23 protein-coding genes and 1 pseudogene are annotated in these 26,327 nt (G+C 55.4%); 6 read left to right on the top strand and 18 right to left on the bottom strand.

Annotated features, from left to right (window positions below; genetic code table 11):
- Positions 1-347 precede the first annotated feature (347 nt).
- The 9 genes from nth to ydgT all read right to left on the bottom strand — a co-directional run bounded on the left by nth (position 348) and on the right by ydgT (position 7,413).
- Positions 348-983 (bottom strand): endonuclease III, encoded by a 636-nt coding sequence (gene nth / locus ACA108_11865; GenBank protein XEX94115.1) that lies wholly within the window; start codon positions 981-983, stop codon positions 348-350.
- Positions 983-1,669, bottom strand: coding sequence for an electron transport complex subunit E (locus ACA108_11860; GenBank protein ID XEX94114.1), 687 nt, complete (start codon positions 1,667-1,669; stop codon positions 983-985). Before ACA108_11860 ends, nth begins: the two co-directional genes overlap by 1 nt.
- On the bottom strand, positions 1,666-2,292 hold the full coding sequence (gene rsxG / locus ACA108_11855; protein ID XEX94113.1) for an electron transport complex subunit RsxG: 627 nt from the start codon (positions 2,290-2,292) through the stop codon (positions 1,666-1,668). The genes ACA108_11860 and rsxG overlap by 4 nt, the downstream gene beginning before the upstream one ends.
- A 9-nt stretch (positions 2,293-2,301) precedes the next feature.
- Positions 2,302-3,354, bottom strand: coding sequence for an electron transport complex subunit RsxD (gene rsxD / locus ACA108_11850; GenBank protein XEX94112.1), 1,053 nt, complete (start codon positions 3,352-3,354; stop codon positions 2,302-2,304).
- Positions 3,355-5,427, bottom strand: a complete 2,073-nt coding sequence (gene rsxC, locus ACA108_11845) for an electron transport complex subunit RsxC (protein XEX94111.1) — start codon at positions 5,425-5,427, stop codon at positions 3,355-3,357. It abuts the gene before it with no gap.
- Positions 5,420-5,998: an electron transport complex subunit RsxB gene (gene rsxB / locus ACA108_11840; protein ID XEX94110.1), complete on the bottom strand. Its 579-nt coding sequence runs from the start codon at positions 5,996-5,998 to the stop codon at positions 5,420-5,422. Before rsxB ends, rsxC begins: the two co-directional genes overlap by 8 nt.
- Complete coding sequence (gene rsxA, locus ACA108_11835; protein XEX94109.1) at positions 5,998-6,579, bottom strand: electron transport complex subunit RsxA; 582 nt, start codon at positions 6,577-6,579, stop codon at positions 5,998-6,000. The genes rsxB and rsxA overlap by 1 nt, the downstream gene beginning before the upstream one ends.
- A 77-nt stretch (positions 6,580-6,656) precedes the next feature.
- Complete coding sequence (locus ACA108_11830) at positions 6,657-7,097, bottom strand: DUF2569 domain-containing protein (protein XEX94108.1); 441 nt, start codon at positions 7,095-7,097, stop codon at positions 6,657-6,659.
- Between the two features lie 100 nt (positions 7,098-7,197).
- Positions 7,198-7,413, bottom strand: coding sequence for a transcription modulator YdgT (gene ydgT, locus ACA108_11825; GenBank protein ID XEX94107.1), 216 nt, complete (start codon positions 7,411-7,413; stop codon positions 7,198-7,200).
- A 707-nt stretch (positions 7,414-8,120) separates the two neighbouring features.
- Between ydgT and ACA108_11820 the strand changes: the two genes are divergently transcribed.
- On the top strand, positions 8,121-9,164 hold the full coding sequence (locus tag ACA108_11820; GenBank protein ID XEX94106.1) for an oxidoreductase: 1,044 nt from the start codon (positions 8,121-8,123) through the stop codon (positions 9,162-9,164).
- A gap of 179 nt (positions 9,165-9,343) precedes the next feature.
- Here the strand turns inward: ACA108_11820 and add are convergent, their stop codons facing one another.
- The 3 genes from add to malX form a co-directional block, all read right to left on the bottom strand.
- Positions 9,344-10,345 (bottom strand): adenosine deaminase, encoded by a 1,002-nt coding sequence (gene add / locus ACA108_11815; GenBank protein XEX94105.1) that lies wholly within the window; start codon positions 10,343-10,345, stop codon positions 9,344-9,346.
- A gap of 229 nt (positions 10,346-10,574) precedes the next feature.
- A complete protein-coding gene (locus ACA108_11810) occupies positions 10,575-11,747 on the bottom strand; it encodes a MalY/PatB family protein (protein XEX94104.1) in 1,173 nt (390 codons plus the stop codon).
- Positions 11,748-11,794: 47 nt separating this feature from the next.
- Entirely contained in the window at positions 11,795-13,387 is a 1,593-nt protein-coding gene (gene malX, locus ACA108_11805; GenBank protein XEX94103.1) for a maltose/glucose-specific PTS transporter subunit IIBC, read from the bottom strand.
- Positions 13,388-13,575: 188 nt separating this feature from the next.
- Here malX and ACA108_11800 point away from each other — a divergent pair, with 188 nt between their 5' ends.
- Both ACA108_11800 and ACA108_11795 read left to right on the top strand, forming a co-directional pair.
- Positions 13,576-14,610 carry a Mal regulon transcriptional regulator MalI gene (locus tag ACA108_11800; protein ID XEX94102.1) on the top strand — a complete coding sequence of 345 codons (1,035 nt, stop codon included), beginning with the start codon at positions 13,576-13,578 and terminating at the stop codon, positions 14,608-14,610.
- A gap of 97 nt (positions 14,611-14,707) precedes the next feature.
- Positions 14,708-15,318, top strand: a pseudogene (locus ACA108_11795) (aldo/keto reductase).
- A 73-nt stretch (positions 15,319-15,391) separates the two neighbouring features.
- On the opposite strand, the gene ACA108_11790 reads toward ACA108_11795, so the two are convergent.
- Both ACA108_11790 and manA read right to left on the bottom strand, forming a co-directional pair.
- Entirely contained in the window at positions 15,392-16,933 is a 1,542-nt protein-coding gene (locus ACA108_11790; GenBank protein XEX94101.1) for a YdgA family protein, read from the bottom strand.
- 130 nt (positions 16,934-17,063) lie between these two features.
- Positions 17,064-18,236: a mannose-6-phosphate isomerase gene (gene manA / locus ACA108_11785; GenBank protein XEX94100.1), complete on the bottom strand. Its 1,173-nt coding sequence runs from the start codon at positions 18,234-18,236 to the stop codon at positions 17,064-17,066.
- A 206-nt stretch (positions 18,237-18,442) separates the two neighbouring features.
- On the opposite strand from manA, the gene fumA reads away from it, so the two are divergent.
- Both fumA and fumC read left to right on the top strand, forming a co-directional pair.
- Entirely contained in the window at positions 18,443-20,089 is a 1,647-nt protein-coding gene (fumA, locus tag ACA108_11780) for a class I fumarate hydratase FumA (protein ID XEX94099.1), read from the top strand.
- Between the two features lie 52 nt (positions 20,090-20,141).
- Positions 20,142-21,539 carry a class II fumarate hydratase gene (gene fumC / locus ACA108_11775; protein XEX94098.1) on the top strand — a complete coding sequence of 466 codons (1,398 nt, stop codon included), beginning with the start codon at positions 20,142-20,144 and terminating at the stop codon, positions 21,537-21,539.
- A 27-nt stretch (positions 21,540-21,566) separates the two neighbouring features.
- Here the strand turns inward: fumC and tus are convergent, their stop codons facing one another.
- Both tus and rstB read right to left on the bottom strand, forming a co-directional pair.
- Complete coding sequence (gene tus / locus ACA108_11770; GenBank protein XEX94097.1) at positions 21,567-22,496, bottom strand: DNA replication terminus site-binding protein; 930 nt, start codon at positions 22,494-22,496, stop codon at positions 21,567-21,569.
- 87 nt (positions 22,497-22,583) lie between these two features.
- Positions 22,584-23,903 (bottom strand): two-component system sensor histidine kinase RstB, encoded by a 1,320-nt coding sequence (gene rstB, locus ACA108_11765; GenBank protein XEX94096.1) that lies wholly within the window; start codon positions 23,901-23,903, stop codon positions 22,584-22,586.
- A 205-nt stretch (positions 23,904-24,108) separates the two neighbouring features.
- Between rstB and zinT the strand changes: the two genes are divergently transcribed.
- The gene (gene zinT / locus ACA108_11760; protein ID XEX94095.1) at positions 24,109-24,747 is read left to right on the top strand and encodes a metal-binding protein ZinT; all 639 of its coding nucleotides are present in this window, start codon (positions 24,109-24,111) and stop codon (positions 24,745-24,747) included.
- 25 nt (positions 24,748-24,772) lie between these two features.
- On the opposite strand, the gene rstA is transcribed toward zinT, so the two are convergent.
- Both rstA and folM read right to left on the bottom strand, forming a co-directional pair.
- The gene (gene rstA / locus ACA108_11755) at positions 24,773-25,501 is read right to left on the bottom strand and encodes a two-component system response regulator RstA (GenBank protein ID XEX94094.1); all 729 of its coding nucleotides are present in this window, start codon (positions 25,499-25,501) and stop codon (positions 24,773-24,775) included.
- Between the two features lie 87 nt (positions 25,502-25,588).
- A complete protein-coding gene (folM, locus tag ACA108_11750; GenBank protein ID XEX94093.1) occupies positions 25,589-26,314 on the bottom strand; it encodes a dihydromonapterin reductase in 726 nt (241 codons plus the stop codon).
- Positions 26,315-26,327: the final 13 nt, after the last annotated feature.

Genomic DNA, 26,327 nt, shown 5'->3' with positions numbered 1-26,327 from the left:
AGGGATATGTTCTGCTAAAAAAGCGATTAAGCAGCGATAAAGGCCAGCTCAGAAGTTTTAGCCAGCGTAATGTATTGATTCAGATCGCACGCCAATAACGATTGCCGGGCTTTGGTGACAAAAAAATGACCTAAATTTAACGTTGTGTTATCAAAGTGATCTGTGTCACATATTTATAGAAAATTCTCATCGAAAAAAAACGATTAACCTGCTCAGGCGATTATCATCAATATGTTGTAAAGCTGTTAAAGGAAAATAATGGTGTGAAAAGCTGAAGATTCGGCTTTTGTCGGTGGGCACAATGTTAAGAAAGGCAGCCCCGCAGAGAAATCCACAGGGCGGGGGAGCTAAATATCTACTTTGTCTTTATATTCACAAAGGTCTTCGATGATGCACGAGCCACAGCGCGGCTTGCGGGCAACGCAGGTATAGCGTCCGTGCAGAATCAGCCAATGGTGGCAGTCAACTTTAAACTCTGACGGAACAACCTTAAGCAGCTTTTCCTCCACCAGCTCAACGTTTTTGCCGGGCGCAAACTGGGTGCGGTTACAGACGCGGAAGATATGGGTGTCCACGGCGATGGTCGGCCAGCCGAACGCGGTATTGAGCACGACGTTAGCTGTTTTGCGGCCTACGCCAGGCAGCGCTTCCAGCGCGGCACGGTCTTCAGGTACTTTGCCACTGTGCAGTTCAATGAGCATGCGGCAGGTCTTAATGACGTTTTCCGCCTTGCTGTTAAACAAGCCAATGGTTTTGATGTACGACTTTACCCCGTCCACGCCGAGCTCAAGCATCGCCCGTGGTGTATTGGCGACCGGGTAGAGCTTAGCGGTCGCTTTGTTGACGCTGACATCAGTAGCCTGCGCGGAAAGCAATACCGCAATCAGCAGTTCGAAAGGGGAGCTGAACTGGAGTTCGGTTGTCGGATTTGGGTTGTGATCACGCAGTCGCGTCAGGATCTCATGACGCTTTATCTTATTCATTACGCTTCCCTGGTTTCGGCATCCACCGCCACGCTTTTCGCCGCGCGGCGCGCCTTCATTTTCTCATCAATGAGATATTTTACCGCCAGCATCAGCCCGAGGCCAATAAAAGCGCCCGGCGGCAGCATGGCGAGCAGGAACGGGGTGTCGGTGTGGAATATCTCAATGCGCAGCACCTTCGCCCAGCTGCCGAGCAGGCCGTCAGCGCCGTCAAACAGCGTGCCGTTGCCGATGATCTCCCGCAGCGAGCCGAGCACGAACATTGCGCTGGTCGCCCCTAAACCAATAGCGAAGCCATCAAGCGCTGCCAGCGGCACCGAGCTTTTTGCGGCAAAGGCTTCTGCGCGACCAATCACAATACAGTTGGTGACGATCAGCGGAATGAAAATGCCCAGCGACTGGTACAGCCCGAACGCGTAGGCATTGATCAGCATCTGTACGGTGCTGACCACCGAGGCAATGATCATCACATAGATCGGAATACGAATTTCCGACGGCACCCAGCGGCGCAGGGCAGAGACGGCGGCATTGGTCAGCGTCAGGACCAGCGTGGTCGCCAGGCCCAGCCCCAGGGCGTTAGTTGCCGTGGAGGTGACCGCGAGCAGCGGGCAAAGGCCCAGCAGCTGCACAAGGGCGGAGTTATTTTTCCACAGCCCCTGAACCAGAATATCTTTTACTTCACTCATGGTTGTACTCCGCATGAAGGTAGCTGTTCAAGCGTCGGCGGCAGCGTTTGCGCGTAAAGCCCCGCACGTTTCACTGCGTTAACCACCGCGCGCGGCGTGATGGTCGCACCGGTAAACTGATCGAACTGGCCGCCATCTTTTTTGACGGCAAAGCTCGCATCGTTCGGGCCGTGAATAATGACATCCGCAAAATGGGTGATCCAATTGCTCAGGCGCAGTTCGATTTTATCCCCCAGGCCCGGCGTTTCATGATGCTGGGTGACTCGCGTCCCCAGCACCTTGCCGTGAAAATCCGAACCAACCAGTAGCTGAATGGCGCCAGAATAGCCGTCAGGCGCAGTGGCTTCCATCACTACGGCGACGGGCTGCTCTCCTTTGCGAGCTACGTAGATACGATGCTCACCCGCGCCGAGCTGGGGCTCATTAACCACAAGGCAGCTGTTCTGAATGTCGTTATCGTACAAATCTGACGGCAATACCTGATCGAACAGCAGCTTCTGCTGGATCGCCGCCTGGCGATCGATCGTGGGTTTGGTCAACTCGTTGACCACGGCGGTCAGGCCGGTAGCCAGCGCGGCAAAGATCGCCAGCGTTACGCCATGTTTTTGCATAGTTTTCAGCATGACGACTCCTTAACGATGGCCGTAAACGCGTGGGCGGGTGTAGTAATCAATCAGCGGTACGGTGATGTTCGCCAGCAGTACGGCGAAAGCCACGCCATCAGGATAACCACCGTAGGTACGAATCAGCCAGACTAGCAGGCCAGCCAGCGCGCCAAATAGCAGACGGCCACGGTTTGTTGTTGATGCGGTTACCGGGTCGGTGAGGATAAAGAACGCGCCAAACATGGTTGCGCCGGAGAACAGGTGAATAACCGGGGAAACGCACTTCTCGGGGGAAATCAGCCAGCCCAGCGTGGCGCACAGCGCCAGCACAAGCAGGAAACTGACCGGGATATGCCAGCGAATCGTGCCGCGCGCCAGCAGGAACAGGCCGCCAGCCAGAAACGCCACGTTTACCCACTGCCAGCCCAGCCCGGCAAGTACGCCGCCGTAAATCGGCTCCTGGAGAAGATCGCCTGCGGCGTGACCTGCGCGGATACCGGTCTTAAACGTGTCCAGCGGCGTGGCCTGGCTGATGCCGTCAATGCCCAGCCGCAGCTGCGTCATGGTGTCGCCCGCGGCTGTCGTACCGGTGAAAATCACGTGCAGGATATCCGTAATGCTCGGCACGTTCGCAGCGATAGACTGCGGCGGTAGCCAGGACGTCATCAGCACAGGGAAAGCTATCAGCAGTACGACATAGCCAACCATCGCCGGGTTAAACGGGTTATGCCCCAGGCCGCCGTAAAGCTGTTTGGCGATGATGATGGCAAACACGGTGCCGACGATAATCAGCCACCACGGGGTGAGCGGGGGGATACTGGCCCCGAGCAGCAGACCCGTAAGCGCGGCCGAGTTGTCCCCCAGCGTTTGTTTGTAAGACTGTTTGCGTAGCTTAACAACCAGCGCTTCCGCCAGCACCGCGCTGACGATCCCTAAGGCAATCTGAATCAGGCTACCCCAGCCAAACCAGAAGCACAGCGCGGCGATGCCCGGCAGCGCGGCCAGGGTAACCAGCAGCATGATTCGCGACGTGCTGCGCTGGTTGTGGGTATAGGGAGAGCTTGCGATTTTAAAAACCATTTAATCCTCTGGCGCCATCTGCTGAGCGGCCTTACGTGCCTGCACGCGGGCGATGGCCGCGGCAACAGCTGCTTTTCTTGGGTCTTGTTCTTCTGTGGATTCTGCTGGCGCTGCTTCTTCAGCTTCGGCCTGCTGCGCAGCTTTGCGCGCCTTAGCACGAGCGATAGCCGCTTCAACCGCCGCTTTGCGCGGATCGATGGCCTGAGCTGGCTGCGCTTCAGTTACGGATTCGCTGGTCGCCTGTGCCGCTTTACGTGCTTTCGCACGGGCAATGGCAGCTTCGACGGCCGCTTTACGCGGGTCGACAGCTTCAGCAGGCTGCGCTTCCGTTACGGGTTCGCTGGTCGCCTGTGCCGCTTTACGTGCTTTCGCACGGGCAATAGCTGCTTCAACGGCGGCCTTACGCGGGTCCGCTACGCTCGCTTCCGGCGAATCAACCTGCTGCGCTTTTTCAGCCTGTTTTGCTCGCGCCTGCGCCTTACGGGCCTCGCGGGCAGCAATCATTTCGCTGTTGTCCGGTTTGCTACCGGCTTTAACGATAATCGGCTCGTTGCCGGCTGCCTTTTTACTCTTCACCCGGTCGAGGGCGGCCTGAATAGCGTCGCTGTCCTTCGCAGAGGGCTGGGCGGCAGACTTTTTATGGCGCTCCTGGCGTGCGGCTTTCTCACGCGCCAGACGGGCCTGGCGGGCTTCAAATCTCGCCTTCGCTTCCGCGGTACGTCTGGCTTCCAGCTCAATTTCGCGTATTTCCGCCTTTTCCTGACGGAAATACTGCACCAACGGAATGCTGCTGGGACAGACATAAGCGCACGCGCCGCACTCGATACAATCTTTAAGATTATGCGCGGTGGCCTTGTCGTGCTGCTGGCCTTTGCTAAACCAGTACAGCTGCTGCGGCAGCAGGTCGGCAGGGCAGGAGTCAGCGCAGGCGCTGCAGCGGATGCAGCTTTGCTCCGGCTCCGGTTCACCCATTTCGCCGGCGGACGGGGCCAGCAGGCAGTTGGTGATTTTTACCACCGGCACGTCCAGCCACGGCAGGCTGAAGCCCATCAGCGGGCCGCCCATAATGACCTGCTGGTCGTGGGTAGGCCGGAACCCCGCGAATTCCAGCAGGTGACGAACTGGCGTACCAAGACGCGCCCAGACGTTACCCGGCTGCGCGACAGATACCCCGGTCAGCGTGACGACTCGCTCGGTGAGCGGCTCCCCGTCGATGACGGCGCGCTTAACCGCAAAGGCGGTGCCGACGTTCTGCATCAGTACGCCGATGTCAGAGGAGCGACCGCCGTGCGGAACCTGCTTGCCCGTCAGGATCTGCGTCAGCTGCTTTGCCCCGCCGGAAGGATATTTCGTTGGGATCACCCGCAGTTCGATATCGTCAGAACCGACCAGCACGGCACGCATCATCGAGATGGCCTGCGGCTTGTTATCTTCGATGCCAATCAGCACGCGCTGCGGCTGCAGAATGTGGGCCAGGATGCGAATGCCTTCGACGATTTGTGCCGCGCAGTCCTGCATCAGGCGATCGTCCGCCGTAATATACGGCTCGCACTCGGCGGCATTGATAATTAACGTTTCAATTTTATTGCCGCCACCCTGCAGTTTGTTACCTGTCGGGAAGCCTGCGCCGCCCAGACCGGCCACGCCGTACTGGTGGATGCGGTCAATCAGTTCTTCATGACTGCGGCTACGGTAGTCCGCCCAGCCGTCGTGCTCAAACCAGATATCATCGCCGTCCGCTTCAATAATCACGCTCATTTCTGCCAGCGCAGAAGGGTGCGCCGTTGAGTGCGGAGCAATTGCGATCACGGTGCCGGAGGTTGGGGCGTGAACCGGCAGCATTCTGCCGCGTCCTTTGGTCAGCGGCTGTCCGCGTAACACATGGTCACCGGCTTTTACACACAGTTCACCCTCAGCACCAATGTGCTGCTTCAGGGGGAGGATAAGCCGTTCAGGCAGCGGCACCTGGCGCAGCGGCGTACCGTTAGACTGGGACTTCATTTCTGGCGGATGGATGCCGCCGTCGAAATCCCAGATTTTGTCTTTTTTGAACCGACTAAAAAAATTAAGCATGTTGCTCCACCGGAATATTACGTACCGGGATGGTCTGGAGATCCCATTTCCAGCTCTCCGTTGTGGTGGTGACAGGGATCAAATCAATACAGCTTGTCGGGCAAGGGTCCACGCAGAGATTGCAGCCGGTGCAGAGGTCGATCAGCACGGTGTGCATCGCGCGCGTTGCGCCAACAATGGCATCTACCGGGCAGGCCTGGATGCATTTGGTACAGCCGATACAGTTAGCTTCGTCGATAACGGCCAGCATGCGCACGGGGGCGAGAGCTGACTCGTCGCCTTCAATGGGCTGCGGCTCGACGTTAAGCAGGGTGGCAATTTTTTGCATCACCGCTTCGCCGCCTGGTGCACAAAGATTTATTTTTGCGCCGTTGTTGCCCACGGCCTCGGCATACGGGCGGCATCCGGGGTAGCCGCACTGTCCACACTGGCTCTGCGGCAGCAGTTCCTCGATTTTCTCGACGATGGGATCTTCTTCCACCGCGAAGCGGCGGGAGGCGTAGCCCAGAATAAGGCCGAAAAGCAGCCCCATCAGGGTCAGCGCTATAACAGCAATCCAGACGGTGCTCATCAGAACTTCACCAACCCGCTAAAGCCCATAAAGGCCAGAGACATAAGCCCGGCGGTAATCAGCGCGATGGCGTTGCCTTTAAAGGGGGCAGGAACGTCGGCAACGACAAGGCGTTCACGAATTGCGGCGAACAGCACCATCACCAGCGAGAAGCCAACCGCCGCAGAGAAACCGTACAGGGCGGACTGCAGAAAGTTGTGGTCAAGGTTCACGTTTAGCAGCGCAACGCCTAATACCGCACAGTTAGTGGTGATGAGCGGCAGAAAGATCCCCAGCAGACGATAGAGAGCCGGGCTGGTTTTACGCACCACCATTTCGGTAAACTGCACCACTACGGCGATAACCAGAATAAAGGAAAGGGTACGCAAATAGACCAGGTCGAGGGGAATAAGGATTAGGGCGTTAATAATCCAGGCGCAGACAGAGGCCAGCGTCAATACAAAAGTGGTCGCAAGGCCCATGCCAATGGCCGTCTCCAGCTTTTTGGAAACGCCCATAAACGGACACAGGCCGAGAAACTTCACCAGAACGAAGTTATTGACCAGTACCGTACCAACAAAGAGCAGCAAATAATCTGTCATGATGAGACCTGAAACAAAAAAAGCCGTCCATTATCGTCCATGCGGCGCCGGACGACAACGGAGTATTAATAAGGTTATTACGGATTAATAAAGGTTTGCTTCACGCGTTCTGAGCGTTTGAAGTAGGGCACCAGCAGTGAAGCCGCAAGCAGCGGGAACAGGAGCTGACGCAACGCCAGCTCGTCGCTGACCGGAGAGAAGGCAAACGCTTTGATCGCCAGCAGTATGGAAATCAATAACCACAGGATGTAATGACGCACCACATTCTGACGTTTTTTAAAAAACGCGATGGTCAGCCAGACGGTATAACCCCACATGGCAATGGCGCAGGCCACGGAGAAATACCAGAACAGCACCATATGCTGCCCCTGTGCGCTCATCAGACGATGGCTTTCCGGCGAAATCAGCATCATCAGATAAATCGCCAGCGCAACAGTACTGCTGAGTAAGGTCAGCAGCAGCCAGGCGAGAGGGGCGAGAAGCCAGCCTGCAATACGCGGCGCCTGCGTGGTAGTCATTTTGCCTCCCGGGATGCAAAGAATAGAATGCGGTCCTTATGTCCGACATAAGGCGGGGGCGATTATAAGGCTTTTTGAGCTTAATGCTACTCGCACGCGGTTACACCACGTAACGCCAGACCGTTTTTGGCACGCAGCCGAGGTCAAACAGTCGGCCACCTGAGACCAGCTCCGCACGGCGATGATCGGCTGCGCGATACATATTCATAATTTCATTGTTATCGGTAAGGCTATAATTGAGGTGATCGAACAATTTTTCCAGGCTTTCCAGGGTACTAATTTTTCTGAACTTCATTAAATAATCTTGCGCTGTCATAGGGGATATCCGTAGAGGAGGTTTTATAAGTGTTAAAGAAGAAATTGAATCCCAGCATAATAAACGCAACCCGTGCGAAATTATCAGCGTAATTTCATACGGCTGGTTATTTCGGACTTTTCCTTGAAACGCGGTGCAGGCGTTAATCAGTGCTGCTGTAATAGTTTAATGGAGGCCTGCTTTTCGCTGTAATCCACAGTCGGCAGTCAACCTCTTATCGGGGAAGGCCTGGCGGCTGGTGACAGGGGAAACCTGCGGGTTTACGGATAAGGGGGCTTTAGCGTTACGCCCTTTTCAACGAGATAAATCGGAATAGTTTAAAACCGTTTAATTAGCTGGCCGGCAAAGCGTAAACAGATTAAGGATGATGACGGAATATAAACTTTATCTTAAAAAATCATTCATGGGGGCTATTCATTTCTTTTCACAAGCTGGCACGGAAATGGGGGGCGTACCATTTATTACCACCATTTTTGACAGTTAAAGTATACCGGTATAATTTAACTGTCAGCTATGCACAAGCGTATTTATATCAGCTGCGTTAAACCCTGGCGCGGGCGCGGGTATAATATGTCAGGCGATACCGATAGGGGAATACATGAAAACGCCTGGCAAGTATGCAACCGACACGTAACAATTAAAGTACCAGTTGTTACACCGTGGTGGATGGTGTCAAATGAGCTGGTCCATAAACGTGAGGAATACAAATGAGTGATAAGATTCGTGTCGGACTAATCGGCTACGGCTACGCCAGTAAGACATTCCATGCGCCGCTCATTGTGGGCACGCCGGGAATGGAGCTTGCTGCGGTATCCAGCAGCGATGCGGCAAAAGTGCACGCAGACTGGCCAAACATGCCCGTCGTCTCCGACCCGCACCACCTGTTTAACGACCCGGATATCGATCTCATTGTGGTTCCTACCCCAAACGATACTCACTTCCCGCTGGCGAAAGCCGCGCTGGAGGCGGGGAAGCACGTGGTCGTTGATAAACCTTTTACCGTGACGTTGTCACAGGCGCGCGAGCTGGATGCGCTGGCGAAAAGCCGCGGGCTGCTGCTATCCGTATTTCACAACCGACGCTGGGACAGCGACTTCCTGACCCTGAAAACCCTGCTGGCCGACGGGACGCTGGGGGAAGTGGCCTATTTTGAATCCCATTTTGACCGTTTCCGTCCTCAGGTTCGTAACCGCTGGCGCGAGCAGGCAGGCGTCGGGAGCGGCATCTGGTACGATCTGGGCCCGCATCTTCTCGACCAGGCGCTGAACCTGTTCGGCCTGCCGGTCAGCCTGACGGTCGACCTGGCGCAGCTTCGCCCCGGCGCGCAGGCCACGGATTACTTCCATGCCGTGCTTGCCTACCCGCAGCGCCGCGTTGTGCTCCACGGCTCCTTGCTGGCCGCTGCCGAGTCCGCACGTTATATCGTGCACGGTACCCGTGGCAGCTACATTAAATATGGCCTCGACCCGCAGGAAGATCGCCTTAAGGCAGGTGAGCGTCTGCCGCAGGAGGACTGGGGTTATGACATGCGTGACGGCGTGCTGACGCTGGCGCAGGGCGAAGTGATGGCGGAACAAACGTTACTGACCGTGCCGGGTAATTATCCTGCCTACTACGCTGCTATTCGCGATGCGCTGACCGGCCACGGTGAAAACCCCGTTCCGGCCGCTCAGGCCATTCAGGTTATGGAGCTGATCGAACTGGGCATGGAATCCTCAAAGCAGCGTGCAACGCTGAATCTGGCTAATTAAGCGCTTTCTGCTGCCCGGCTCGTTAACCGCGAGGCCGGGCTTTTTGCGCTCTGCTGTCATAGCATAAGAGTAAGCAATGAGCCGGTCAGCGTGGTGCTGGCGCAGCGCTGTGCAAAGAACAAGACGAAGGGAAGGGAGCAGCTCGGGCCAGTTTCCTGATCCCGGGCTGTTTGTCCACGCTAAGCGGCGCGAACCTTATTGATAAGCGCCTGCTTTTCCGCCTCGCTCAGGAAAGCGATTTTTAAGCCGTTCTCCTGTGCGGTACGGATCTGCGCCGCGCTCAGGCCTGCACGAGGCGCTGCAACGGTATACTCGTGAATAATGTCGATACCCTGAACCGCCGGGTCATCGGTATTGATGGTTGCCAGGACGCCATGGTCAAGGAATCTGATCAGCGGATGCTTGTCCAGCGACGGCACCGTGCTGGTCTGAATGTTTGAGGTCAGGCATGACTCAATGCCAATTCCTTGATCCGCCAGGAAATCCATCAGCGCCGGATCTTCAATGGCCTTCACGCCGTGACCAATACGCTGGGCACCAAGCTCGCGGATCGCCTGCCATATGCTTTCAGATCCAGCAGCTTCGCCAGCATGAACGGTGATATGCCAGCCTGCATCTCGCGCACGGTTGAAGTGGCTGAGGAACAGGCTGCCGGGGAAGCCAAGTTCGTCACCGGCCAGGTCAAGCGCCGTAATATGGTCACGATGCGCTAACAAGGCTTCCAGCTCAGCCTGGCACGCCGCCTCGCCGAATGTACGGCTCATGATACCGATTAAGCGCGCCTCCACGCCAAAATCACGGCAGCCTTCACGTACGCCTTCAATCACCGCTTCCACCACGCCGGCAACAGGCAGGTTGTGCGTCATTGCCATATAGCCCGGCGAGAAGCGCAGCTCGACGTAATGCAGTCCGTTTCTTGCGGCATCTTCAATGTTTTCCCATGCCACGCGGCGGCAGGCATCAAGCGTTGCGAGAACCTTAACGCCCCAGTCAAGCTTAGAGAGGAAGCTCACCAGGTCAGGCGCTGTATCGACAACCCGGACGTGAGGAATTAACGCATCGATGGAGTCTGCCGGGAGCGGCAAATTATACTGGCGGCCCAGATCGAGGATCGTTTGCGCACGAATGTTGCCATCAAGGTGGCGGTGCAAATCGGTTAACGGCAGGGAGGTATCAATCATGGTCGCACTCTTTTTTTGATTAAAGTGCGTTACATTATAAAAACATTCACAAGAGAATTGCTATCGGGCAACAATAATTAGTTGCGCAAATAAAAAGCAGATGAATTCGTTTTAAATAAATACCAGGGAAATCAATTCATTGATTTTCGGCTGCTGAACAGAAAGAAGGAAAAACCACGCTTTTTCCTTCTTTCTCAAGTCTCTTTGGGGAGTCGCCTCCCCGCGATGCTTATTGCAGGGACTTAATCGCCGCTATAAGACGCCTCATGCCTTCTTCCAGCTTCATCCTTGGGCAGCCGCAGTTCAGGCGGATAAAACCGTTACCTTCTTCACCATAGGTATAACCCGGCATGATGGCGACTTTTTGCTGCTCGATCATCACTTTTTGCAGCGCTCTGTCATTCAGGCCCAGCGGGCGAAGATCGATCCACGCCAGATAGGTGGACTGTGGCGGCTGCCAGTTGAGTTGCGTAAACTCCTGATTCAGGGTTTCCGCAACGTATCTGAGATTATCCTGCAAATAGGCCCGCAGGGCGTCGAGCCACGGCTCACCTTGCCGGTAGGCGGCGATATGCGCAACCAGCGCCAGTACCGCCGGGGATGAGAGACCATCCTGACCTTTAAGTACGCTCAGGTAGCCGAGACGATCTTTTTCATCGTTGATTAGCCCATATGCGCCGGTAAGTGCCGGAATATTGAAGCTTTTAGAGCCGGACGTCAGCAGCGCCCAGCCACCTTTGCCAACTTCGCACCACGGCGTGTGATTGTTGCCTTCCCAGACCATATCCATGTGGATTTCATCGCTTATCACACGCACGCTGTGGCGTTCACAAAGCGCCGCCATTGTTTTCAGTTCTGCCTGCGTCCACACTTTCCCGGTCGGATTCTGCGGGCTGCAGAGCAGCATGATTTTGCACTGTGGTTTTGCGAGCTGCTCCTCAAGGGCGTCCATATCGCACGTCCATCCCGCTGCACTCTTGCACAGTGGCGCGCTCAGCACTTCGCGTTTGTTCCCTTCAATCGCTTTATAAAAAGCATCGTATGCCGGAGTGTGAATCAGCACCGCGTCGTCCGGTTCAGACCACTGGCGTATCAGCTGAGAGACCATGTAAATCACGGAAGGGCCGTAGACCACGCTCCTGGGATCGATCTCGCTGTTAAAGCGCTGCTGATACCAGTGGGCAATGGCACCGATGAAATCACCATTCTTCCAGCGGCTGTAGCCGAGCACGCCGTGCGCCAGACGCTGCTGAACGGCGGAGAGTATGACCGGGGCGGTGGCGAAATCCATATCGGAGATGGTGAACGGAAGCAGGTCGGGGGCACCGAAACGGTCTGCCACATAATCCCACTGCGTGCACCAGGTTCCGTGACGGTCAACGGGAACGGAAAAATCGAACATAACACCTCACAGAAGAGCGGGCACTTTATTTGGTGCCCGCTTCTAATTTACGCCTGAGCCGTAATCATCAGGCTCGCCATTTCATCTTTTACCGACTGAACCTGTGGCCCGATGACCACCTGCAGGTTGTGCTGGTTCAGTTGCACAACGCCAATGGCTCGCAGGTTTTTCAGCGCTGCGCTATTGACCAGCGCCATATCTTTCACCGTCATACGCAGGCGGGTGATGCAGTTATCCAGCGTGACGACGTTTTCCGCGCCGCCCAGCGCCGCCAGCATAGCCGGTACGTTATAGCCGGATTTGCCGACCTGACCCGCAAGCGCTTTTTCAGCGCTGGTGGTGGTGTCGATATCGCGGCCCGGTGTTTTAATGTTAAAACGGGTAATCGCGAAGCGGAAGATGACGTAGTAGCCCGCGAACCAGATAGCCGCTACGACGGGCACCATGTACCACTTGGTGGACAGGCCGTGCAGGATCCCAAAGACCACGAAGTCGATGACATTGCCGTCGGTGTTGCCGATAGTCACGCCCAGCACCGCCATGATGGTGAAGCCGAGGCCGGTCAGCAGGGCATGGATGAGGTAAAGAACCGGAGCAACGAACAGGAACAGGAATTCCAGCGGTTCAGTGGTGCCGCCCACGACGCAGGCGATAACGCCAGAAATCAGCAGGCCTTTAATTTTGTGACGGTTTTCAGGACGGGCACAGTGGTACATCGCCAGCGCCGCGCCCGGTAGACCGCCCAGGAAGGCGGGCATTTTACCCTGCGACAGGAAGCGGGTTGCGCTTTCAGAGAAGCCGTGCACCGTCGGGCAGCTCAGCTGCGCCTGGAAGATGGTCAGTGCGCCGCTGACACTGTGGCCGCAGACGTCCATGGTACCGCCAGCTTCGGTAAAGCGAATCAGCGCCACCAGAATGTGCTGCAGACCAAACGGCAGCAGAAGACGCTCGCCGGTACCGAAGATCATCGGCCCGAAAATGCCAGCGCTATTGATCACATTGCCAATTCCGGTGATCCCGGCTGCAAATACGGGCCAGATTAACGGGATAACCAGGCCGACAAGACCCATCACTACGGTAGTAATGATCGGCACAAAACGAGTGCCGCCGAAGAAGGCCAGCGCGTCCGGTAGGCGGATGTTGTGGAAGCGTTTGTGCAGCATTGCCACAATCACGCCCGCAATGACCGCGCCCAGGATCCCCGTATCAATAGACTGAATACCGAGGATGTTCTGAATATTGTTCGCTTTGAGAACGGCGGCATCGGTAGTTGGCAGAATGCCCTTCGCGGTCAGCCAGAAGTTAACGCCCAGGTTCATTACCACGTAGCCGACAAAACCGGCAAAGGCGGCGACGCCTTTATTCTCGCTCGCCAGCCCCAGCGGGATTGCGATACAGAACATAATAGGCAGGAAGCTGAAGGCGAAGGAGCCGACTTTACTCATCCACACGAAGATGAGCTGCAGCACCGGGTTACCCAGCGCAGGGAGCAGCGTGACGACGTCATGGCTGCTTAAAGAGCTGCCGATCCCCAGCATGATCCCGCAGAACGACAGCAGCGCCACCGGCAGCATGAAGGTTTTGCCCAGGTTTTGAAAAAATTCCCAAAGCGTAATTTTTTGTGGTGTATTAGCCGCCATAACGACTCCTGTTCCCGGTTGATAAAAGGTAGTAACAGTACGAAACTGACAGGAGGATAAAACGTTTAACCTGATTTTATTGCGCGTCAGCTCACAGATTAAAAACGACGCAACGCGCCTAATGTGCTCAGACAGGTAAAACGTTTTATCCTATGGCATCCCTGATTTATGGAGAATCATCCGCGCCCATGACCACGACGGCCAAAAAAATCACAATCAATGACGTTGCCAGCGCCGCGGGCGTTTCGGTGGCAACCGTTTCGCTGGTATTAAGCGGTAAAGGGCGTATATCAGCAGCGACGGGTGCGCGGGTTAATGAAGCAATCGAAAAGCTGGGCTTCGTGCGTAATCGCCAGGCGGTATCGCTGCGCGGTGGGCAAAGTGGAGTCATAGGCCTGATCGTGCGCGATCTCTGTAATCCTTTTTATGCTGAACTGACGGCGGGATTAACGGACGAGCTGGAAAAACAGGGCAAACTGCTTTTCCTGACGCAGAGCGGCGCGCAGGGTCAGCATATGCAGCGCTGTTTCGACACGCTGGTTTCCCAGGGCGTAGACGGCATTATTATTGCCGGGGCGGCAGGGCAGGGCGCTGAACTCAGGGAGCTTGCGGATCAAAAAAGCCTGCCGCTGGTGTTTGCCTCGCGCGCGAGCTATCTCGAAGAGGCCGACATCATCCGCCCGGATAACATGCAGGCGGCTCAGCTGGTCACGGAACATTTGATTAAGCGCGGTCACCAGCGCATTGCCTGGCTGGGGGGACGGGGGTCGTCACTTACCCGTGCCGAGCGGCTGGGCGGCTACTGTTCGACGTTGCTGAAATATGGCTTGCCGTTTCACAGCGAATGGATACTGGAGTGCGAATCAAGCCAGAAGCAGGCTGCAGACGCTATCACCACGCTCCTGCAGCATAATCCCACGATTACCGCCGTGCTTTGCCACAATAGCACTATCGCCATGGGCGCATGGTTTGGGCTGCTGCGCGCGGGCCGTCAGAGCGGAGAAGGCAGCCTGGACAGCTATTACGATCGCCACATTGCGCTGGCTGCGTTTGCGGAAGTCATGGATGAGGAACTGGACGATTTGCCGCTGACCTGGGTTTCTACGCCAGCCCGCGAGATTGGCCGCAGCGCGGGCCTGCGTGTTTTACAGCGTGCGCAAAGCGGTGATGACGAAGCGCGAAATCAGATCATGCCCGCCCGGCTTGTAGTACGGAAGAGCTAAAATCCTCGTGAGCCGACCCGCTCGTCGCCGAACCTGCTATTCACTTGGCGACTCGCCTGAGGCGGGTCTGCAGCGCTGCGGCAATAGCCGCAAGGCGATGGTCAACTCCCTTGAGGCAAGCTTAAAACGCTTAAAAACCGATCGTATCGATTTGTTCTGGGTGCATATGCCTGATGGCGTCACGCCTGTTGATGAAATTGCAAAGGCCCTCGACGATCTTATCCGGTCCGGCAAAATCCTTTATGCGGGGCTGTCGGATTTTCCGGCGTGGCGGGTGGCTACGGCCACCACCCTGGCGGAGCTTCGGGGTTGGTCTCCCATCTCTGCCGTGCAGCTGGAGTACAGCCTCGTGGAGCGCTCCGCCGAACGCGAGCTGTTACCCATGGCGGCAGGATTCAACCTGGGAACGGTAAGCTGGTCACCTTTAGGAGGAGGTCTGCTTACCGGAAAATATCGCAAGGGCAAATCGCCATCGCGTGGGTGATTGCCAAAGGAACACTGCCGATTATCGGTCCACGTACGGAAGAACAGCTGGCAGATAATCTTGCGTCGGTAGATGTTCAGCTCACCGCTGAACAGATCGCACGTCTGGATGCCGCGAGCGCTATCTCCTTCGGTTTTCCGCACGACGTTGTTGCCGCATCCCTTCCATCTCTGGGCGGTGGGAAACATGAGTTAATTGATAAGGCTGCGCGAGCTATACGTTGATAAAGCTGAGTGTTATCGCTATTCAGGACGGGTCACACCCTACAAAAAAGCCTCCCGAGGGAGGCTTTCCATTTTACTGTGCCGGAGGGACGACCGGGGCTGGTGCCGGTGCTTCCAGCTCAGGTGCCGGTGCGACACCGTCCATGCCCGGCAGCGCAAACATGCCTACCAGATCGCCCAGCGACATCTGCTGGCCATTCAGGGAGACCTTGCCGCTGCCATACTGCAGGCTGGTGGTGATGTTGTTGTCTTCAACTTTGGTTACGCGGAACATCTGGCCCATTGCTGCCAGGCCTTTGATCTGCTGGTCCGCAAGCTTCGCCGCATCTTCCTGTTTGTAGCCTTCCAGCTGCGCGACCTGGGTCATCAGCTCGGTTGCCATATCCATTGGGATCACCAGCTTGCTGTCGAGTGACTTCACATAGCGATCAAGCTGCTCTTCCGGACTGTTTGCCGGACCGGTAGCGCCAGCAGGATCCTTCAGATAAAGGGAGAGGTTAAAGGTACTTTCCCCTTTCGCATTCTTCCAGCTCAGCGGCGCCACGGTGATAACCGGGTTCCCCTTCAGCAGTAGCGGCAGGTTAGCCGCCAGCACGTCTACCAGCTTCTGCTGATAGAGTTCCGGGTTCTGTGCAATAGCCGGATCCGCCAGTAGCTTCTGGGACTCGGCGTTATATTTCTGACTGAACTGATGCATCGCCGCACCGTCGATATTGCCTACTTTAACGGTGAGCTTGCCGCTGCCAACGTTCTGGTTCTGCACTTTCAGCGCGTCGACGGTGTAGTCGACCTGGCCGGTAAGATGCTTTTTATCATCCTGCACGTCAGATTTGGCGTTAATTTTAAAGCCTTCCAGCACCGCCATCTCTTTGCCTTCAATGGCGATAGACAGCTTGTCGATGGCGGCTTTTTGCTCGCCGACGCGCTCGTCAAATTCGGTGCGCTGGCTGCTGCCGTCGGTAGTCACGCCGTTGAAGGTCATCTGCACGTGCTGGCCATACTGGTTCACGGTATTGATCAGGCCGCTTTTCGCTTCACCGTTAACCGCGATTTTATTGCCGTCGCCGTCCACGTCCGCGGAGAGCTGACCGCCGCTGAAGGAAATTTTGTCCTCACCTTTGGCGTAGTTCAGCGGCAGCAGGTCAATATCAGAGGCGGTTGCGCCGCTGTAGCCAACACGGGTTTGTGCATCAATGAACGACTTGCCGGCGGTGATATCAAACAGCGGTTTGGTTGTTGGGTTGTTAACCAGCACGGTATGAATAGAGGCCATGCTTGGGATCAAATTGAATTTTTTAAGCTGGGCAAACGGGAACGGGCCGTGATCGATAGTTTCAGCAAAAACGATGCTTTGATCCGGCTTCAGGAACGCGCTTTCTTTGCCCGGCACAGGCTTTATCACCAGCTGCATGCTGCTGTGGAACAGACCGCGCTGATAATCCTGATAGCTCACGGCCAGACCCGATTCCGGTGAGGCATTGTTTAATTCGGCGTTGGCGTTGGCGATCATCTCCGCCATCCGACCTTCCAGCTGTTTGCCGGTGTACCAGGCGGTGCCCGTCCACACCACGCCCAGCGCTACTATCACACCTACCGCTACCAGAGATTTTTTCATCGTGTCGTCCATTTTAAGTCGCGCCAGGCAGTTGACCGGGCGCCGAATGAAAAACGCCCGCGGGCGTTTTAGAAAACCAGTGCCGTAAGCTTAGCAATCCAGACGTAAAAGATCAGTAAGTTACTTGCGATCAGAGCTTATTGAATACACGGGCGATTCGACCCACACCGCTTGCGGCTACAGGGGATTCGTTAGCTGCAATAAACGCTGATTCACCTGGCTTGAGCACAAGCTGCTGTTCACCCTTGCTCAATACCGCTTCGCCTTCCACACAGAAAATAATTGCTGCGCTGTCCTGCGCCAGCCCGGTGGGGGCAGGGTTTAGATCGAGCAGGGAGAAGGCGAAGTCATCTACCGGGATCGGGAAGTCCAGCTCGCTGCCGTTTTGCTGCGGCTGAGTCAGCAGCTCACCGGCTGGCTTTGGCTCAAACTTCACGTTGGCGACAAGTTCAGGGATATCGATGTACTTTGGCGTCAGGCCCGCGCGCAGCACGTTATCCGAGTTGGCCATGACTTCCAGCGCAACGCCCTTAAGGTAGGCATGCGGGGTTTCGGCGAACAGGAACATCGCTTCGCCTGGTTCGAGTTTAACGACGTTCAGTAGCAGCGGAGAGAACAGGCCGCTGTCGTCCGGATAGAATTCGGAGATGACGCGAATAGTTTCCCAAGGTTCACCCTGCTGATTATTCAGGGCGGCTTTCAGCACGCCCAGCGCACGGGATTTCTCTTCATTCTGCATATTCAAAAGGCTGGCGAACAGCTGTGCTAAACGCTCAGCGTCAGGCTTCTCAAGAAAATGCGCGATGGCGGTGTGCGCGCCGGAAACAGGCTGTAAAAGCGAGACGATGTCAGAGAATTCACGGAAGGCGTTCATCGCAAGGAATGGCGTAAGGGCGAAGACCAGCTCAGGCTTATGGTTTGGATCTTTGTAGTTACGTTCGGCGGCATCCAGCGGGATCCCGTCCGCGTTTTCTTTTGCAAAGCCCAGTTCGGAGGCTTTTTTGTTGGGATGCACCTGAATAGAGAGGGGCTGATCGGCACACAAGACTTTAAACAGGAACGGCAGTTCACGGAAACGTTCGGCAACGGCGGTGCCAAGGGCTGAATTCTGATCCGCCTCGATAACATCGCGCAGGGAGCGCGGTTGGCCATCTATCAGGACCTTAGAACTACTTTTTGGGTGCGCCCCCATCCACAGCTCCGCCATTGGCAGGTTGTCGGGATTTTGAACGCCATAAAGTTCAGTTAAGGCAGTTTTGCTTCCCCACGCATAATTTTGTACCGCGTTGATTAATTTTTGCATTATCAAGGCCTGTTGTCATGTAGATAAGATTCCGACTATTAAACCAATTATCCGTGGGGAAGTAACCAGGGCAGTAAAAAGTCGTATTAGTCTCAGTTTTTGTTAAAAAATTGTGTAGCATATTGTGATTCATTTTTTAACACGGTGCGCAAGACGCATCCGAAGCCTGATTAATTAACGTAGCTGATGTCGTAAGTGAGAGAACAATGTCGAATAAAGCCTTTCATTATCAAGAGCCGTTCCCGTTAAAAAAAGACGAAACCGAATACTACCTGCTGAGCAAAGATTACGTCTCCGTCTCGGAGTTCGAAGGGCAGGAAGTCCTGAAAGTTGACCCCAAAGCCCTGACCCTGCTCGCGCAACACGCCTTCCACGATGCCTCTTTTATGCTGCGCCCGGCGCACCAGCAGCAGGTTGCCGATATTCTGGCCGACCCTGAAGCGAGCGAAAACGACAAATACGTGGCGCTGCAGTTCCTGCGTAACTCGGAGATCGCCGCCAAAGGTATTCTGCCAACCTGTCAGGATACGGGGACCGCGATCATCACCGGTAAAAAGGGCCAGCGCGTCTGGACCGGCGGTGGCGATGAAGCCGCGCTCTCGCAGGGCATCTACAACACCTACATTGAAGATAACCTGCGCTATTCGCAAAACGCGGCGCTGGATATGTACAAAGAGGTGAACACCGGAACCAACCTGCCTGCGCAGATCGACCTGTACAGCGTTGACGGGGCTGAATACAAATTCCTCTGCATCGCTAAAGGGGGCGGGTCCGCGAACAAAACCTATCTCTATCAGGAAACCAAGGCGCTGCTCAGCCCGGGCAAGCTGAAAGACTATCTCGTTGAAAAAATGCGCAGCCTGGGCACCGCAGCCTGCCCGCCGTACCACGTCGCATTTGTGATTGGCGGCACTTCGGCAGAGTCCACGCTTAAAACGGTGAAGCTCGCTTCAACCAAATATTACGATGGCCTGCCGACCGAAGGTAACGAGCACGGCCAGGCGTTCCGCGATATCCAGCTGGAAGAAGAGCTGCTGAAAGAAGCGCAGAACCTCGGCCTTGGCGCGCAGTTTGGCGGTAAATACTTCGCGCATGATATCCGCGTCGTTCGTCTGCCTCGCCACGGTGCATCCTGCCCGGTGGGCATGGGCGTATCCTGCTCTGCGGACCGTAACATCAAAGGGAAGATCAACCGCGACGGCATCTGGTTAGAAAAGCTGGAGCACAATCCAGGCAAATATATCCCGCAGGAACTGCGCCAGGCGGGGGAAGGAGAAGCCGTTAAAGTCGATCTGAATCGCCCGATGAGCGAGATCCTGAAGCAGCTTTCTCAGTACCCTGTTTCTACGCGTCTTTCCCTGAGCGGGACTATTATTGTGGCACGCGACATCGCACACGCTAAGCTCAAAGAGCGTATCGATAACGGTGAAGGGCTGCCGCAGTACATAAAAGATCACCCTGTGTACTACGCGGGGCCGGCCAAAACGCCTGACGGGTACGCGTCGGGTTCGCTTGGGCCAACGACGGCAGGGCGCATGGACTCCTATGTGGATTTGCTGCAGGCCAACGGCGGCAGCATGGTGATGCTGGCGAAAGGCAACCGTAGCCAGCAGGTTACGGATGCCTGCCACAAGCACGGCGGCTTCTATCTGGGCAGCATTGGCGGTCCGGCAGCGGTGCTGGCACAGCAAAGCATCAAGAGCCTCACCTGCGTTGAGTACCCCGAGCTGGGCATGGAGGCTATCTGGAAAATCGAGGTCGAGGATTTTCCGGCCTTTATTCTGGTAGATGACAAGGGCAACGACTTCTTCCAGAAAATACACGCCTCCCAATGTAATCGATGCGTGAAATAACATTATGAAGCCGCCCTTCCGGGCGGTTTTTTTTATCTGAAAGGAGAGTGAAATGGCATCCAGTCGTATTGAAAAAGACTCTATGGGACCCATTGATGTTCCGGCTGATAAGCTCTGGGGCGCGCAGACGCAGCGCTCGCTTGAGCATTTCCGCATCTCCACGGAAAAAATGCCGACGGCACTCATCCAGGCGCTGGCGCTGACTAAGCGTGCAGCCGCTAAGGTGAATATGGATCTTGGCCTGCTGCCCGCAGAGCGGGGCAAAGCAATACTCGCCGCCGCCGATGAAGTGTTGGCAGGCAAGCATCCCGAGGAGTTCCCGCTGGCTATCTGGCAAACGGGTTCAGGCACGCAAAGCAACATGAACATGAACGAGGTGCTGGCGAACAGGGCCAGTGAAATCCTTGGTGGCGAGCGTGGCATGGAGCGCGTGGTTCACCCTAATGATGATGTGAACAAAAGCCAGAGTTCTAACGACGTATTCCCGACAGCGATGCACGTCGCCGCGGTTATTGCAGTGCGCGAAGGGTTAATCCCGCAGCTTAAGGCGCTGAAAGAGACGCTGCAGGCGAAAGCGGAAGCCTTCCGCGATATCGTCAAAATTGGCCGCACCCACCTGCAGGACGCCACGCCGTTAACGCTCGGCCAGGAGATCTCCGGCTGGGTGGCAATGCTGGAGCACAATCTCAGACATATAGAACACAGTCTGCCGCACGTAGCGGAACTGGCTCTTGGCGGCACCGCCGTGGGCACTGGCCTGAATACTCATCCGGAATATGCAGTACGTGTAGCAAAAGAGCTGGCCGAAATTACCCGTCAGCCGTTTGTCACCGCGCCGAATAAATTTGAGGCGCTGGCTACCTGTGATGCGCTGGTGCACGCGCATGGCGCGCTGAAAGGGCTGGCCGCGTCGCTGATGAAAATTGCTAACGACGTTCGCTGGCTCTCATCCGGCCCGCGCTGCGGCATCGGCGAAATCGCCATTCCTGAAAACGAGCCGGGCAGCTCAATCATGCCGGGCAAGGTGAATCCAACGCAGTGCGAAGCGATGACGATGCTGTGCTGCCAGGTGATGGGTAACGACGTGGCGGTGAACATGGGCGGGGCAGCAGGGAATTTTGAACTGAACGTCTATCGCCCGATGGTTATCCATAATGTTCTGCAATCGATTCGCCTGCTGGCGGACGGTATGGAAAGCTTTAACGAGCATTGTGCTGTCGGCATCGAGCCAAACCGGGACCGTATCAACCAGCTGTTGAACGAATCGCTGATGCTGGTGACGGCGCTCAATACCCATATCGGCTACGACAAGGCGGCGGAAATCGCCAAAAAGGCCCATAAAGAGGGGCTGACCTTAAAGGCCTCCGCCCTGAAGCTGGGCTACCTCACGGAAGACGAGTTCGATGCATGGGTGCGGCCAGAAGAGATGGTCGGCAGCATGCGGCAGTAAGCTTTTCTGCGTCTCGGTTGAGGCGCTTTATTGCTCGCAGTAAAGATGCAGCCTTGGGATCAACAGCCTTAACGCTTGGGCTTGTGGCTTATAGCGATGGCGGATATTCTCCGCATCGTAATTCAGCAGTTCGCCAATTTCCGGCGGCGCTTCGCCGTTGTCCTGCTGGCACAGTACGAGCAGCGGTGAAGGGCAGGCGAGCTGCACCTGCTTCTGCTTTTCCTGATACCAGACGCGGGCCACCGGCTGGACCTTCACCGGACGTTTAATCTTCAGCTTCGTGCTGGCGGGTAGCATCGCGACGTTGTTAAGTTCACGCTCGATCTGCTCCGCCCACTGCTCGCGGGTGTAGGGCGGCACGGCGCGGTTTGCCTTCAGGCTTTTTTCCAGCATCACCATCACCTCATGCCGCGTCAAATTCTTGATGATTTGCTTGTTAGCCCAGCCAAAGCGCAGGGTGGTTGGGTTATCAACTATCGAGATAGCGCGATAGGCGTTAAGCGTTATCAGCCCCGGAATATGGCGATGTACCCATTCGAAGCGCTGCACGCTGGCAAGGCCGGAATCAACGCTGATGATCTTTTCAAGTTCGATCTTACGCTGGTTAACCCGCGCGACCAGCTCATGAGTCTGCTGATATTCATCGCCGCTCACGCTGTAGCACAGGGCGCCGGGAAGGCGCACCGCAGCCTTGCTGCTGATTTTTTCCGACTGCTGCTGGATGAAGAGGCGGGTGAAGTGGGCAAGCGCTGCCTCATGGGCCTCTTTGCCGATTTTCTGCGTGACCTCAATCTCGTTAAGCGGTTCGTGTTCGCTACCTTTCTCGATGCCGGGCAGGGCAAAGACTCGGCCCACCAGCAGCCGATAGCCATCCAGCTGACCACGCAGCAGCAGCAGGTCACGTTCCAGCTCCCGGAACGTCGAGGTTAACCGTTCAATCAGATCGTAATTCGCCATCGTTCACCCACTTTAGTTACAACATACTTATAGAGTTATAGCACGTCGGTGACAGCCTGACCACCGGCGTCTTCTGTGTCAGGCAGGTCAGGCGGTTTTTGTTATCTGTGGGGGATTTTGCTCTGGTTCAAAGGAGATGACCGGCCAGCTAAAATGAAAACGTGCGCCGCCCAGAGGGCCGCTGTCTACGCGGACTGCTCCTCCCATAGCCATCGCGACGGAATGAACAATCGCCAGTCCTAAGCCACAGCCGCCGGTTGACCGGTCGCGGCTAGGATCCAGGCGGACGAACGGCTGGAAAATATGTTCACGCTCTTCCTCCGGAATGCCGGGGCCGTCGTCTTCGACTATCAGCGTGGCGATTTGCCGATCGAGGCGCAGGCTTACGCTCAGCTGCTGCTGGCTGTAACGCAGGGCGTTGTTGATAAGGTTATCCGTCACGCGCTCAAGAAGGCGCAGATCGATTTGGCCAAAGTCACCCACGGCAGGGCATTGCAGAGCGATTTCACGATGTGGGTGAATCACGCGCACATCTGCAATATGATTTCGCATCCATTCAGGCAGATTTACCGCTGTCAGATGCAGCTCAGTCTGCGGCCTGTCCAGACGGGCGAAGGTCAGCAGCTCATCTATCAGCCCCTCAAGCTGGCCGATATCACGATTCAGGGCCTGAGTTTCTTCTTCGGTCAGGTTTTCACTCATTTCAAGCCGATAGCGCAGGCGAACCAGCGGTGTGCGCAGCTCATGTGCGATTCCATCAATCAGTAACTTTTTGCTGGCGATCAGCGCGTTAATGTTATCCGCCATCTGGTTGAAGGCAACGCCAAGGCGCTCGAAGCTTGAGGCGCTGTCGAAATGAATCCGTTCGCTAAGGTGACCTTTCCCCAGGCGCTGTGCCGCCGTCTCCAGTTTAAGCATGTCCTGCCAGTGCGGACGCATCCAGATGAACACCGGGAAGGCGAGCGAGATGGCGATAAATATCATCAGCCCGACGTCCAGCAGGCGCATCTGGTGCAAAAAGAACAGATAGGGAATAGGACCAACCGCAAGAACATAATGGCTGCGGGGGATGCGCTGGATAAAAGTGTACTCGTCGTCGAGGGCGATAATTTCACCTTCCCGCAGGTGGTGGGCGGTCATCTCATCCAGCTTAAACTTGCTCATCGGCTCAATGTTCAGCTTAAAAGATAAGTTGAGATCGAGATCGTTGATGGTTTTATTCCAGTCGCGCGGTGGGATTTCACGAAGTTCGCTGCGCATCAGATACAACGAGCTTTTCATCAAATCATCGAGCGACTGGCGGCCAGCGCGCTCGGCGGTAAATTTGTAGACCAGACCGACCAGCATCGTCATTACCAGAAAGCAGACGAACAGCAGGAGATAAAACTGAATAAAAAGTTTCTTCATCGAAATTAACCAGCCTGATTACGTCGATTCACCGCCGTCTGACGGGACCTTACCGGAACAAGAGTATGCCCGTGTCTTTTCTGGCTGGCTATCAAAACAGGGCGGCACGCCAGGTGGATCCTTACAGACGGCGTGGTTGATCTTGTGTAATGTTATGATATAACATCTCATTTATATCGATAGTGACGCAGGAGAGCGTAATAAGATGAAGAACGTATTGTATATTCTGGGGTTAGGCGCTTTATTAAGTAGTTCGCATGCTATGGCACACGCCCACCATCACGGCAAGCCATTAACGGAAGTGGAACAAAAAGCGAGTGTGGGAGTATTTGAAGATTCGAACGTCAAGGATCGGGCGCTAAGCGACTGGGAGGGCATATGGCAATCGGTGAATCCGTATTTGCTGGCCGGCGACTTAACGCCGGTTCTTGAGCAGAAAGCCAAAAAAACGGGCAAGTCGCTTGCTGATCTGCAGGCCTATTACAAGGCAGGCTATGCTACTGACGTTGATATGATTGGCATCGAGAATAACATTATAGATTTTCACGTTGGTAAACAGGTTAACTCCTGTGAATATACATATGAAGGCTATAAGATCCTGAACTACGTTTCCGGGAAGAAAGGGGTTCGTTACCTTTTCGAATGTAAGGACGCCGCGTCAAAGGCGCCAAAATATGTGCAGTTCAGCGATCATATCATTGGCCCAAGGAAGTCCTCGCACTATCATATTTTTATGGGTAATGATTCTCAGGCCGCGCTGCTGAAAGAAATGGATAACTGGCCGACGTTTTACCCTTACAACATGACGAAGGCGCAGGTCGTGGACGAAATGTTGCACCACTAAACCTGACAGCGAGCCTGAGCTGAATTCAGGCTTCGCTTTCCCAGGCGTGCGGCGCGAAAAGATAGCCTTTATTACGCACTGTTTTTATACGGAACGGCTCGGTTGCGCTGTCGTACAGCTTCTTGCGCAGCCGCGATATAGCAACGTCCACGCTTCTGTCCATCCCGTCATAGCTCACGCCTCGCAGGTTTTTAAGCAGCGCGTCCCGGTCCATAATCTGCCCCGCATGCGTCGCCAGCTCCCACAGTAAGTCGAAATCTGCCGTCGACAGCGCAATATTTTCTTCGCCCAAAGTAACCTGCCGGTTCAGCGGGTCGATGCACAACGTGCCAAAACGCATCGCTTTATGCGGCTTCAGCGCCGCTGGCGTGGTTTCTGCGGTATGCTGAGCAGAAATTCTTTGCCGCAGATGCAGGCGTAGCCTTGCGAGCAGCACCGCAGGGGGGGTGGTCTTCAGAATATAATCGTTGGCGCCCATTTCCAGCGACAGAATATGGTTCATGTCGCTGTCCAGCGAGGTCAGCAGCACAATGGGGCCGTCCCACTGCGGGCGCAGGTCCCGACAGAGCGTCATGCCATCTTTGCCGGGGAGCATAACGTCCAGCAGCACCAGGTCAGGCTGCTGTTGTTTAATGACTTCTTCCGCGCGGTCACCGCGGCTTTCAACGATGACATCAATGTCGTGCTTCCCAATGTAGGCGGCAATCAGCGAACCCACTTCAGCATCATCTTCCACATATACAATTTTATTCATAGCCCGGTACATTTGCAGAAAAGAGGAAAATACACTGAGGAAATCAATTATGCCATCAATGGAGGGTAAACAACTTTAATCGAAGAATCAGCGTAGGGGACGACCGCCGTCGACGGCGAACGTTCTGCCGGTAACGTACCGGCTCTCAAGCAGATAATTAACCAGTGCCACAATTTCCGCCTCTCCTGGCGTAATTTTCATTAATGACTTATTGAGGGCAGCCTTACGGTATTCTGCATCATCCTGCTCGTTAAACATGATCATGGCCGGGGCGATAGCGTTGACCTTTATTTCAGGCGCAAGCTTACGGGCAAACGAACGGGTAAGGTTGTCCAGCGCTGCTTTACTGGCCGCATAGGCGATGTGCTTTTCACTGCCGCGCTCCACGACGTAATCAGTAAAATGAATAATATCGGCGCCGGCTTGTCCCTGGCCACGGAGCAGCGGCTCCAGCAGATGGTTAAGAAGGTAGGGGGTATTAATATGGATCTGAAGCATGGCGGCCAGCGTATTGCTTAACGACACGTCCGCCGACTCCGCCTGCCATGCGCTGGCATTATGAATAATTGCCCTGAGGCTACCGCAATGGCCCGTCACGTCATCAGCAAAGGTGCGAATACCCGCATCTGTTGAAAAATCAGCAAACAGGCAGAGCGCCCCGGCGGCTTCGAGTTCATCTATCGCCGGGTATCGAGTCCGGAAACTTGCAATCACTGGTAGACGCCGGGCGAGGAACGATTTTGCAAGGGCAAGCCCGATACGGCGACCGGCGCCGGTTACCAAAATTGGGGGAGGCGTTGGCTCTGCAAACATTAATGGTTCCTCG

The organism is Dryocola sp. LX212, from assembly GCA_041504365.1.
Lineage (GTDB): Bacteria > Pseudomonadota > Gammaproteobacteria > Enterobacterales > Enterobacteriaceae > Dryocola.
The sequence above is the reverse complement of the archived record's forward strand: the minus strand, read 5'-3'. Positions and strand labels throughout refer to the sequence as shown.